Here is a 12,201-nt window from a genome sequence, read left to right as displayed (position 1 = left end):
TTTTGGCGTATGAATTTTTTCACACATTTAGGAAGATTCCTGTTAATGCTGAAAGGCATGTTTTCCAAGCCGGAAAATTTCAGAATGTACTGGAAAGAATTCATGCACCAATGTGTTGAAATTGGAATGGGTGCATTGCCCATAGTTATCATTATTTCCCTTTTTCTCGGAGCAGTTACAACTATTCAAACTGCATATCAGCTGGTAAGTCCTTTGGTTCCTCAAAGTACTATCGCGCAAATTGTGCGGGACAGTATGATACTGGAATTGTCGCCTACCGTATTAAGCATTGTGTTAGCTGGAGTTATTGGCAGTAAAATTGCCAGTGAATTGGGAAATATGCGCGTAACAGAACAGATAGATGCACTGGAAATCATGGGAATCAATACCAAGGCTTATCTGGTGCTTCCCAAAATTTTAGGGGCACTAATAGTGGTGCCTTGTTTAATTGTGATTTCTGCTGTATTGGGTATTTGGGGAGGAAGAATGGCTGGTTCCATGGCGGGTATTTTAGCACCTGATACTTTTGATATTGGTTTAAGACAAAACCTGAATTTCTATAATATCAATTTCGCTTTGTACAAGGCCTATACTTTCGCATTCATCATCAGCAGTATTCCTGCTTATTATGGTTATTATGTTAAAGGAGGTTCTTTAGAAATTGGAAGGGCAAGTACCAGTGCAGTGGTGGTAAGTTGTATCCTGATTTTACTTGCGGATTATTTACTTGCTGCGCTCTTGTTATAAACCAAATTATGGTTAAATTGAGAGATGAATCCTCAGTTTCCTGCTTTCAAAAAAATTATTACCCATCCAGTCCGTTTTGCTTTTTTTAAACTGATTAAATTACCTGCTGCGTTCATTGCAGGGTTAAGAGTTGGCTATATAGACGAAAAGCAAACTGTTATATTAGTAAAGCATGGATGGCTTAATCAAAATCCTTTTAAGTCGATGTACTTTGCGGTACAGGCAATGGCTGCTGAAATGAGCACTGGCTTATTTCCTGTAGGACAAACCTATCGAAGAAAACCACCCGTTAGTATGCTGGTTGTTGGATTAGAAGCAAAGTTTATTAAAAAAGCAACTGGCCTTATTTCCTTTACTTGTAATGATGGCCTAAAAGTTGCTCAGCTGATTGATGAAGCTATAGCTACCAAAGAAGGGAGAACCATTGTTTGTACCTCTATTGGCACCAATGAACAAGGGGAAGTAGTTGCAGAGTTTCATATTACCTGGAGTTTTAAATCGAAATAAGTATGAAGATTTCCTTTCATGGAGCTGCCCGAACGGTAACCGGCTCCAAGCATGTGATTACCCTGAAAAACGGGAAGAAAATATTACTGGACTGTGGCTTGTTTCAGGGTATGGGAAAGCATACAGAAGAATTAAATGCACATTTTGGTTTTGACCCTGCAGAAATCAATTACCTGATATTATCCCATGCGCATATTGATCATTCCGGGTTAATTCCTAAATTGGTTAAAGAAGGCTTTAAGGGAAATATATATGCTACAGAAGCAACAGCAGCGCTCGCTGAGATTCTGCTGGAAGATTCTGCTGAAATACAAAGAGACGATACCAAATTTATCAATAAACGCAGAGCAAAAAAGGGGCTGCCTCCTTATGAACCTTTGTACGATCTGGAAGATGCAGCCAAAGCAATTGAGCTTTTTACCTTTGTGCCCTACAGGGAATGGGTTAAAATTGATGAGGATATTGCTGTTTGTTTTACTGATGCAGGACATATTATTGGTTCTGCTGCCGTTCATTTAAGAATTATTGAGGAGGGAAAAACGAACAAGATTACTTTTAGCGGAGATGTAGGCCGTTACAATGATGCTATTCTCAAATCGCCTGAAACCTATGATCAGGCTGATTATATTATTCTGGAAAGTACTTATGGAAATAAGTTGCACGATGAAGTCTTTGGTATTGCCGATACCTTATTAAAATGGATTGTAAGTACTTGCCTGGAAAAAAAAGGGAAGTTGATTATTCCTGCATTTAGTGTAGGGCGAACCCAGGAATTATTGTATGCATTGAACCAGCTGGATCTGGAAAAAAGACTTCCTCCTGTTCCTGTTTATGTGGATAGTCCGCTTAGTAGGGAAGCAACTCAGTTGCTTAAACAGTATCCGGAAAACTTTAATAAACGGGTGAAGAAAATTATGGAACAGGATAATGATCCATTTGATTTCAAAGAACTTAAGTTCATTAAAACCGTGGATGAAAGCAAGGCACTGAATGAAGATGGGCGTCCTTGCGTAATTATTTCTGCAAGTGGTATGGCCGATGCAGGCAGGGTGAAGCACCATATCATGAACAATATTGAAAAAGATTGGAATACCATTTTAATTGTTGGATACTGCGACCCTTTTAGTTTGGGTGGGCAACTAACTGCAGGTAAAAAAGAAGTAAAAATATTTGGAGAACTGTATCCAGTTAAGGCAGAAGTAGGGGTCATGAGAAGCATGAGTGCCCATGGGGATTATGAAGATTTATGCCAGTTTCTGGCCTGTCAGAATTCGGAGCTAGTGCGAAAACTGTTCTTGGTGCATGGGGAATATGATGTGCAGATTGATTTTGCAGCCCGATTGCGCAGGAAGCATTTTAAGGAAGTTGTGATTCCAGATTTGCATGAGACCTATTTGCTGGATTAATCGTTGAAATAAAGGGTTAACCCTGATTTATTTTATTAACTTTAAGCTGAAATTTTTTGCCATGATAACATTGAATATTAATAACACCAATTATCAGGTGGATGCAAGTGCAGAAATGCCATTGCTTTGGGCAATCAGAGATATGGTCGGTTTAACCGGAACCAAGTTTGGATGCGGGATTGCACAGTGTGGTGCCTGCACTGTACATGTAGATGGTAAACCTGTTCGTTCCTGCAGTTTTCCAATAGCTGCAGCGGTAGGAAAAAAGATTACGACTATTGAAGGGATGAAGGATAAAATTGCGGAAGCAGTTCAAAATGCCTGGATAGAATTACAAGTACCGCAGTGTGGGTACTGTCAATCAGGTCAAATCATGAGTGCAACTGCCTTGTTGATAACAAAGCCCCATCCAACTGATGCAGATATTGATGCTGCCATGCAAGGTAATTTATGCAGGTGTGGAACTTATCAACGGATTCGCAGTGCTATTCATCGTGCTGCTGAAATGATTAAGTAACTCCAAAAAAATTAAAAAATGACTCAGCAAAAATCTTCCATCGATCGCAGAAACTTTTTACGCCTGACTGGTTTAACTGGTGCCGGTTTAATAATGGGAATGGGTGTAAAAGCCGATGGCACTTCAATTATCGAGAATATTACAGCAGCCGGCAATGCATTTGAATTGTCTCCTCTGGTCATGATTGATCAAACTGGAGTTGTAACCATATTCAACACTAAACCTGAAATTGGTCAGGGTACTTATCAATCCGTGCCTGCATTAATAGCAGAAGAATTGGAAGTGCCAATGGATAAATTGGTTATCAAACAAACAGGTGGTGAAAAAAAGTACGGTCCTGCACAGTTTGTAGGGGGGAGTTCATCTGTTAGAACACAGTATATCAGCTTGCGCAAAGTTGGCGCTGCGGCCAAAGAAATGCTACTGACTGCTGCCAGTAAACAATGGGATGTACCGGTAGCAGAGTGCTATGCTGAAAATGCAACCGTTATTCATCGTCCCAGTGGTAAAAAAATTGGCTATGGCGAATTGGCTGAAGCAGCTTCCAAATTGGAAGCACCTAAGAATCCAACTTTAAAGAATCCAAAAGATTTTAAAATATTAGGCAAGTCTGCTCCCCGGATGGACATTCCTATGAAAGTAAATGGCAGTGCCAAATTTGGTATTGATGCTGCTGTTCCGGGTATGGTATATGCATCAATTGAGCGTTGCAAGGTGTTTGGAAGTAAACTGGTGAGTTTTGATGCAACTGCTGCTAAAAAAGTAAAAGGAGTAATTGCTGTAGAAACTTGTGAGAGAATTCACGGGATTTATAAATCGGAAGGAGTTGCGGTAATTGCTGAAAATTATTGGGCAGCTCTTCAGGGCAGAAAAGCATTGGTGGTTAAATGGGATCATCAGGGCAATGACCAGTTCAATTCAAAAGACTACGAACAAAGCATGCGGGATGCTGCTAAAAAAGAAGGAGCAGTAGAACATCAGCAAGGAAATTTTGATCAGGCATTTTCTGGCTCACCGGTTAAACTAGAAGCATTTTATGAAACACCTGTTGTTTCCCATTCTCCTGTAGAACCTATGAACTGTCTGGCTTCCTGGACAGAAGGAAATAAATTGGAAATATGGACATCTACGCAAGTGCCAGGAAGTGTGATGAATGAGTTTTCAAAAACATATGGTGTAAAGCAGGAAGATTTAAAATTACATGTATTGTTTAATGGCGGTGGTTTCGGAAGAAGATTGTATCCCGATTATATTCATGAAGCGGTTCAGTTGAGTAAGAAAGTGGGTAAGCCGGTAAAATCCATCTGGACTCGTGAAGACGATACGCAACAGGGACCTTTCAGACCTATGACTTTTTCTGCCATGAAAGGAGCTTTGGATGCAAGTGGTAAAGCGATTGCCTTTCAGCATAAAGTAATATCCGGCACCCTTGATATGAAAAAGGATTACGATGTTACAAAGGCTGATGGCACCATGACCGAAGGCATAAGTGAGCAGAAATATGAAATTGAACATATGAAGAATCTCTATGTTCATCACTATCTACATGTACCATTGGCTGCATGGAGAGCGGTAACCAGTACAACCCTTGCTTTTGCGCATGAGTGTTTCATTGATGAAATGGCAGTGGCTGCTAAAAAAGATCCTATGGCTTTCCGTTTGGGAATGTTGACCAAGGACTCTGATACTAAAACAATTTTGAATAAATTAAAAGAAGTGTCCAACTGGGATAAACCTTTGCCAGCCGGATGGGGAAGAGGGGTAGCGCAGTACGAATTTTTTGCTGGACAGGCGGGATTTGTGATTGAAGTTTCTAAAAAAGGAACTGGTGTAAAAATTGAAAAGGTAATTGCAGTAATTGATTTGGGTACAGTAGTGAATCCAGATAACACCCGCGCACAAGTAGAAGGTTCAGCTGTGATGGCTTTAACCGCTGCTATTAAAGGTGGTATTACTTTTGACAAAGGCGCAACGGTTCAATCCAATTTCCATAACAATCCACTGGTTCGCATTAACGAAATGCCCAAAGTGGAAGTACATATACTGGCCAATGGCGGAGATAAAATCAAAGGAGTGGGTGAACCTGGCCTACCTCCTTTTGCACCTGCTTTGTGTAACGCCATTTTTGCTGCTACAGGAAAGCGCATCCGTAGATTACCTTTTGACATTAATAAGATAGCATAGGTAAGTAAAACAAGTTGTAAAGTAGATTCAATTTTTAATTGCATTCAGATGAAAACTGGAATAAAATATTTGTCGGTACTGTTGACGGGAAGTTTTCTCACTCTTGCTTTTGTACAGCCTTTTAATTTGAAACAAAGTATGGAAGCTGGAAAAAAGGTATATGAAACAAGCTGTATGAATTGCCATATGCAAGATGGCAAAGGCTTAGAAGGAGCATTTCCTCCAGTTGCTAAATCAGATTTTTTGAAAAAAAGCCCGAATGAAATTATTGATGTAATAATCAAAGGGCAGTCGGGAGAGATTAAAGTGAATGGAGTAAAGTATAACGGGGCTATGCCAAGTATGGAATATCTTTCTGATCAAGAAATATCCGATGTGTTAAATTATATTCAGAATAGCTGGGGTAATAAAATCACCAAGCCTGTTTTGCCTGAGCAGGTGAAGAAGCGTAGATCTTAAGTCAGACATTTCATGAAGGAATTAGCGGACATTGTTCAAGCATTTGAACAAATGGTACAAGAGAAGCAACGTATGGCGTTGGCTACTGTTGTACATGTTGAAGGGTCTTCCTACAGAAGACCCGGCGCCCGTATGCTGGTGAGTGAAGATGGCAGGTATATTGGTGCCATCAGTGGAGGTTGTCTGGAGGGAGATGCATTACGAAAAGCAGCATTGGCCATAAGTAAGGGCAAGAAAAAATTAGTAGTATATGATACTACTGATGAAGATGATGCCAAGCTGGGTGTTCAGTTGGGATGCAATGGTATCGTTAGTATTTTATTTGAACCAATAGATACGGATCACCATGATTTGATACAGGGGCTGAAGGAAATGCTTCTGATGAGAAGCCCACAGATTTTGGTTACCGGCTTTAATCGCAATCACGGAGAACATTGGGGTACTTTGTTGTATAGTCAAGTTGCAGCAATTGAATTGCCAATTTTACAAGAAGAAGTTCAGCGCGTACTTGCACAGAAAAAATCAGCGCATATTGAGATTAATACAGGCAAAGCTCAACAAGAAATATATATTGAATATATTATGCCACCTGTTTCAATTATTATAGTGGGAGCAGGAAATGATTCCATTCCTCTGGAGTCAATGGCAAGACAGATTGGATGGGAAACCACAGTTGTGGATGGACGACCAACGCATGCGAATGCACAGCGTTTTGCAAAAGCTAGCCGAATTCTGGTAGGTAAGCCAGAATGGGTAGTTCCTCAGTTGTTAATAGACGATCGAACTGCGATTGTATTGATGACACATAATTACAATTACGATCTGGCTTTTTTACAAGCCATACAAGCATATACTTTCAGCTATATTGGCTTATTGGGACCTTCAGCAAAAAGAGATCGTTTGCTGCAGGATTTGAAAGATCAGGGAGTCCTGTTTTCAGAAACGCAAATCAGGCATATATACGGTCCAACCGGATTGGCATTGGGTGCAGAAACTTCTGCAGAAATTGCACTTTCTGTTTGTGCTGAAATCATGGCCGTAATGGAAAACAGAACCCCAATACACTTAAGAGATCAGTTGACCCCCATACACAGCAAACAATGAAATGGGGGGTAATGATACTAGCTGCTGGCCAAGCTTCCCGTATAGGAAAGGCTAAAATGTTATTGCCATACAAAGACAAAACCATTTTGGAAAAAATTGTTGATGAGGTATTACCCCTTGATCCGAATAGGATAACAATTGTAACGGGTCATTATCATCAGGAAATAAAATCAATTATTCATAATCCTATAGTTATGCTGGTGCATAATGCAGGTTATCAAAAAGGAATGAGTAGTTCCATACAAACAGGGCTAAAGGCCATGCAAGAACAATGTCCCGATTTGCAATTCTTGTTTATCCTAGTTGCCGATCAGCCATTTTTAGATCAGGCTCTTTTGCAAAAAATGATTCAGCTGCATAAAGAAACAAAAAAGGGTTTGGTAGCCGCAAGTTATGAGGGTGTTTCGGGAACACCCCTGCTGCTTGCGGCAAAATATTTTGACAAATTGTACCAATTGGAAGGAGATAAAGGAGCGCGGGCTATATTGCATCAATATCCGGATGATTTGGCGCTAGTTGATTTTGAACTGGGATGGCTGGATATTGATACGGAATCTGATTATGCGCGGTTTTGTGAAATTATAAAAACAGGAAATGCTGATTGATCAATACAATAGAATACATGATTATCTGCGAATTTCTTTAACGGACAATTGCAATTTGCGTTGCTTTTATTGTATGCCCGAAGAAGACTATGCATTTATGCCCAATCAACGGTTGATGCAAAAAGATGAGATTGTTCAACTGGCTACTTTGTTTGTTCAAAATGGAGTTAAAAAAATAAGATTAACAGGAGGGGAGCCCTTGGTTCGAAAAGATGCTGCTGCCATTATAAAAGAGTTAGGTAAGCTGGGTGTTAATTTAACCATGACTACCAATGCAACCCGGATTCATCTTTTCATTGATGAGTTAAAAGAAGCTGGCATACATTCTTTGAATATTAGTTTAGACACTTTACAAAGGGAAAAGTTTCAACTCCTTACCAGAAGAGATCAGTTTGATCAGGTAAAAAGCAATATTGATTTATTGTTGGCGCATGGTTTCAATCTGAAAATAAATGTAGTAGTGGTGAAAGGAATGAATGCCCATGAAATAACAGATTTTATTGCTTGGACAAAAAATACACCCCTGCAAATCCGGTTTATTGAATTCATGCCATTTGATGGAAATAAATGGAATAGTGAAAAACTGGTTACGCTGCAGGAGATGCTGGAAATTATAGGGAAAACGTATAGAATTGCTCCGGCCATGAATGAGCCCAATGATACCAGTAAGCGATTTTCAATAGAAAATCATTCAGGGAGCTTTGCCGTAATAAGTACCATGAGCGCACCTTTTTGCAATACTTGTAATCGTATCCGCTTAACAGCTGATGGAAAAATAAAGAATTGTCTGTTTTCATCTGATGAAACGGATTTATTAACTGCATTACGTGCCGGTGAAAATATACTTCCATTAATAGAGGACTCGATTTATAAAAAGCACCGGGAATTGGGTGGCCAGTTTTCAAAAGAGTTTGAAAAAATAAATGCCGAACTATTGCACAACAGAAGCATGATTGCAATTGGCGGATAAATACTATGTTAACAGTAAAAGAAGCAAAACAGGCATTGTACAGTAAGGTCAGGACTTTACATCCTGTTAGCATTCCGCTGGCGGAATCTACTGGTATGGTGATTGCAGAAGATGTGAAGAGTCCGATAGATATGCCCGGATTTCTGCAATCATCCATGGATGGATATGCAGTGAATTGTTTTACAACTGATCAGTTGTTGCCCCTGCAGGATGAATTGCCAGCAGGTAGCAATCGAGCGTTAACACTTGCTGAGGGAAAAGCAATTAAAGTATTTACAGGTGGGCCAGTACCTGCTGGTGCTACCTGGGTAGTACAGAAAGAATGGGTGGAAGAAAAAAATGACGGGATAATTATACGTCAGGCAAAGCAGGAGACTGGACTGAATATCAGAATGGCCGGATCCTCCATTCAAAAAGATGCGATTGTTATTCGCAAAGGTACCTGCCTGCATGCTTACCAGATTGCTATGTTGGCGAGTTTAGGTATAACTTCTGTCTCTGTTTTTCCGGCTCCGAAGATTGCATTGATTATTACAGGTAATGAGTTAATTAGGCCCGGAAATTTACTTGAATATGGTCAGGTATACGAATCCAATTCAATTGGATTAACTGCTGCCTTAAAACAATTAGGGGTTCATCAAGTAAAGTTGACATGGGTAAAAGATATTTTAGCGGATACAAAAGCCGCGATTGATAAAGCCTTGGAATGGGCAGATCTTATTTTGTTAACGGGTGGAGTTAGCGTTGGAGACTATGATTATGTTGCCGAGGCAGCAAGGCAAGCTGGTGTTGAAGTCCTTTTTCATGGGGTGAAGCAGAAACCTGGTAAGCCTTTATATGCAGGACAATTAACTGAAAAACTTATCATTGGCTTGCCGGGTAATCCTGGCTCGGTATTGCATTGTTTTCAACAATATGTAAAACCGGTTATTCAGTTGACAATGGGGATGCAGCTTGCACCTGAGCAACAAGTGAAATTGGCGCACGAGTTTGAAAAAAATACGCCACTTGATTTTTTTGTGAAAGCATCTTTGCAAAATGGGGAAGTAACCATCTTAGAAGGGCAGGCTTCCTATCAGGTTGGTGCATTTTCTGTGGCCAACTGCTGGGTTGAATTGCCTGCAGAAGAATTTCGGTTTCCCAAGGGCCACTTAGTTACGGTTTATTTATTCTAACATTGCGATATGGAACAAATGTGGATAGAAGGAATTGCATTTTTGGTTGTAGCATTTCTATATGCATCAGTAGGGCATGGAGGAGCCAGTGGCTATCTGGCACTAATGGCGCTTTTGAATATGAGTCCATTGGTAATGAAACCAACTGCTTTGATTCTCAACTTAATTGTATCCCTAGTTTCTTTTCTGTCTTTTTATAAAGCCCGGCATTTTAAATCGGCCATGTTATGGCCATTAGTGGTTACTTCCATACCTGCTGCTTATTTAGGAAGTATAATACCTGTATCAGAACCGTTGTATAAAAAAATACTGGCCATTGTTTTGCTGATTGCTGTAATCAGAATGCTTCTGAAGCCACCATCCGCTGATAAAATTTCTACCCCTAAATGGTATTGGTTAAGTTTGGCCGGAGCAGTTATTGGATTGCTTTCAGGGATGATAGGAATGGGAGGGGGTATTTTATTGTCGCCTTTATTATTAATGATGGGTTGGGCCAATATGCAGCAAACAGCAGCAATCAGTGCTATTTTTATATTTTTGAATTCGGCATCAGGAATGCTGGGACAATTAAAAAAAGGATTTGATCTGGCACCTTCCATGTTTATCATCATTGCCTTTGTGTTAGTGGGAGGTTGGCTGGGTGCGTATATGGGCTCATCCAGATTCAAAACCACAGAACTGAAATTTATATTGGCATTAGTTCTAGTGTTGGCTGTTTCTAAATTGTTGTTTGTAAATTGATCCTATGGGTATTAAAGTATTGTTTTTTGGTTCAGTAACCGATATTACCCTGGTGACAGAAATGGCTCTGGAATACTGTGCAGATACAGATGCACTGGTAAAAGAATTACTGAGCCGTTTTCCTGCCCTTGGCAATAAAAAATATTTTCTGGCATTGAATCAACAGGTTGTTCATGAAAACTGCCCTTTGAAGCAAGGCGATACCATTGCTTTAATGCCCCCTTATTCCGGTGGATAATGACAGATTTCAATCGTTATAAAAGACAAATGATTCTGCCAGGATTTGGTGCAGATACCCAGCAAAAATTAGCGGAGGCAAAAGTATTGATTGTGGGTATGGGAGGATTGGGATGTCCCGTGTTGCAGTATCTGGCCGGAGCTGGAGTTGGAACGATTGGTATTATGGATGCAGACCAGGTAAGCCTTAGTAATCTGCATCGTCAGTTATTATATGATGAATCGGATATTGGACAGCTGAAGGTTATTGCAGCCGCTCAGAAAATAAAGAAACTCAATGCAGGTATTCAAATTGTTGAATATTCTTATCGGCTAACTAAGGAAAATGCTTTTTCCATCATTGGTTTATATGATTGGATAGTAGATGCTACCGATAATTTTGGTGCTAAATACTTGATCAATGATGTATGTGTACTGCTAAATAAAACATGGATTTATGGCGCTGTTACTGGTTATGAAGGACAGGTTGCTGTTTTGAATAATAGGCAAATGCCAGGGCCTGTTCACTATCGCCATCTGTTTCCAGTGCAACCGTTGCCCAATGAATTTGCGAGTTGTGAAGAAACGGGTGTAATAGGAGTGTTGCCTGGTATAATTGGAACCATGCAGGCAGCAGAAGCTATTAAATTGATAACTGGGTTGGGTGGTACAATTAAGCAAAGCCTACACAACTATCATTATTTATCGGGAAGATGGTATGAAATTGCATTAACCGCTAATCCTAATTCGCCAATCATTGACGAGTCCTTTTTTCATAAAACGAATTATGAAACAGCATGTATGAATGAAGCTGATGAACTGGAAGACATCGATATTAACGAAATAGATGTTAGGCAATTACTTGATATTCAGAAACAGCCAGGTCATTTTATTTTGGATGTAAGAGAATTGCATGAATATCCGCGGGTAGATTTTGTACATGCACAGATTCCCATGTCTGTATTAAAGGAATCTTTGGATCAGCTTCCTCAACAGCCTATTTACATTATTTGTCATCAGGGTATAAGAAGTGTTTATGCAGCACAATACATTAAATTGCATAAAGGGGTTGAAACCTACAGTATCAAAGGTGGATTAACCGCCTATTTTAATGCAGTAAATAATGAGTAGTAAAAAGCACCATAGTATTTTTTATCAGGGTCCAATTCCTGTACAGAAAATAGCAGACGATATTCAGAAACATTCCACTAAAACGAATATTGGAGCACACAGCATATTCTTAGGTCAAGTGAGGGAAGATGAGATTGAGGGAGAAAAAGTAGTTGCCATAGTATATACTGCTTACGAAGCAATGGTGGAAGAAAAGATGGCGATAATTCGGGAGCAGTTTTTTCAAAAATATGCATTGACTTGTATGCATATTTACCATAGTCTCGGGTCGGTTGCAGTTGGGGAAATTTGTTTATTTGTTTTTACTTCATCTGCGCATCGCAGAGATGCCATAGATGCCTGCAATGAAATGGTAGAAACCATTAAAAAAGAACTGCCGATATGGGGTAAGGAAATCTGCGCCAATCATTCGACAGTATGGAAACAAAATAATTAAAAC

General features: G+C 39.8%; 14 protein-coding genes. All 14 read left to right on the top strand.

Annotation, left to right across the window (positions count from 1 at the left end; genetic code table 11):
- Positions 1 to 9: 9 nt before the first annotated feature.
- Positions 10 to 747 (top strand): MlaE family ABC transporter permease, encoded by a 738-nt coding sequence (locus TEGAF0_RS06275; RefSeq protein WP_264900979.1) that lies wholly within the window; start codon positions 10 to 12, stop codon positions 745 to 747.
- A 24-nt stretch (positions 748 to 771) separates the two neighbouring features.
- Complete coding sequence (locus TEGAF0_RS06270; RefSeq protein ID WP_264900977.1) at positions 772 to 1,254, top strand: DUF4442 domain-containing protein; 483 nt, start codon at positions 772 to 774, stop codon at positions 1,252 to 1,254.
- A gap of 2 nt (positions 1,255 to 1,256) precedes the next feature.
- Entirely contained in the window at positions 1,257 to 2,660 is a 1,404-nt protein-coding gene (locus tag TEGAF0_RS06265; protein ID WP_264900976.1) for an MBL fold metallo-hydrolase, read from the top strand.
- 61 nt (positions 2,661 to 2,721) lie between these two features.
- On the top strand, positions 2,722 to 3,177 hold the full coding sequence (locus tag TEGAF0_RS06260; protein ID WP_264900974.1) for a (2Fe-2S)-binding protein: 456 nt from the start codon (positions 2,722 to 2,724) through the stop codon (positions 3,175 to 3,177).
- An 18-nt stretch (positions 3,178 to 3,195) separates the two neighbouring features.
- Entirely contained in the window at positions 3,196 to 5,361 is a 2,166-nt protein-coding gene (locus TEGAF0_RS06255; protein ID WP_264900972.1) for a xanthine dehydrogenase family protein molybdopterin-binding subunit, read from the top strand.
- 48 nt (positions 5,362 to 5,409) lie between these two features.
- Entirely contained in the window at positions 5,410 to 5,820 is a 411-nt protein-coding gene (locus TEGAF0_RS06250; RefSeq protein WP_264900970.1) for a c-type cytochrome, read from the top strand.
- 12 nt (positions 5,821 to 5,832) lie between these two features.
- Positions 5,833 to 6,924 carry an XdhC family protein gene (locus TEGAF0_RS06245; RefSeq protein ID WP_264900968.1) on the top strand — a complete coding sequence of 364 codons (1,092 nt, stop codon included), beginning with the start codon at positions 5,833 to 5,835 and terminating at the stop codon, positions 6,922 to 6,924.
- 11 nt (positions 6,925 to 6,935) lie between these two features.
- A complete protein-coding gene (locus tag TEGAF0_RS06240; RefSeq protein WP_264900966.1) occupies positions 6,936 to 7,529 on the top strand; it encodes a nucleotidyltransferase family protein in 594 nt (197 codons plus the stop codon).
- Positions 7,519 to 8,499, top strand: a complete 981-nt coding sequence (moaA, locus tag TEGAF0_RS06235; RefSeq protein ID WP_264900964.1) for a GTP 3',8-cyclase MoaA — start codon at positions 7,519 to 7,521, stop codon at positions 8,497 to 8,499. Before TEGAF0_RS06240 ends, moaA begins: the two co-directional genes overlap by 11 nt.
- A gap of 5 nt (positions 8,500 to 8,504) precedes the next feature.
- A complete protein-coding gene (locus tag TEGAF0_RS06230) occupies positions 8,505 to 9,674 on the top strand; it encodes a molybdopterin molybdotransferase MoeA (protein WP_264900963.1) in 1,170 nt (389 codons plus the stop codon).
- 9 nt (positions 9,675 to 9,683) lie between these two features.
- Positions 9,684 to 10,415, top strand: coding sequence for a sulfite exporter TauE/SafE family protein (locus TEGAF0_RS06225; protein ID WP_264900962.1), 732 nt, complete (start codon positions 9,684 to 9,686; stop codon positions 10,413 to 10,415).
- A 4-nt stretch (positions 10,416 to 10,419) separates the two neighbouring features.
- Positions 10,420 to 10,653, top strand: coding sequence for a MoaD/ThiS family protein (locus TEGAF0_RS06220; protein ID WP_264900960.1), 234 nt, complete (start codon positions 10,420 to 10,422; stop codon positions 10,651 to 10,653).
- The gene (locus TEGAF0_RS06215) at positions 10,653 to 11,762 is read left to right on the top strand and encodes a ThiF family adenylyltransferase (RefSeq protein WP_264900958.1); all 1,110 of its coding nucleotides are present in this window, start codon (positions 10,653 to 10,655) and stop codon (positions 11,760 to 11,762) included. Before TEGAF0_RS06220 ends, TEGAF0_RS06215 begins: the two co-directional genes overlap by 1 nt.
- A complete protein-coding gene (locus tag TEGAF0_RS06210) occupies positions 11,755 to 12,198 on the top strand; it encodes a molybdenum cofactor biosynthesis protein MoaE (protein WP_264900956.1) in 444 nt (147 codons plus the stop codon). Before TEGAF0_RS06215 ends, TEGAF0_RS06210 begins: the two co-directional genes overlap by 8 nt.
- The last annotated feature ends 3 nt before the right edge of the window (positions 12,199 to 12,201 follow it).

Origin of the sequence: Sediminibacterium sp. TEGAF015 (assembly GCF_025997995.1) — a bacterium.
Taxonomy (GTDB): Bacteria; Bacteroidota; Bacteroidia; order Chitinophagales; family Chitinophagaceae; genus Sediminibacterium.
The sequence above is the reverse complement of the archived record's forward strand: the minus strand, read 5'-3'. Positions and strand labels throughout refer to the sequence as shown.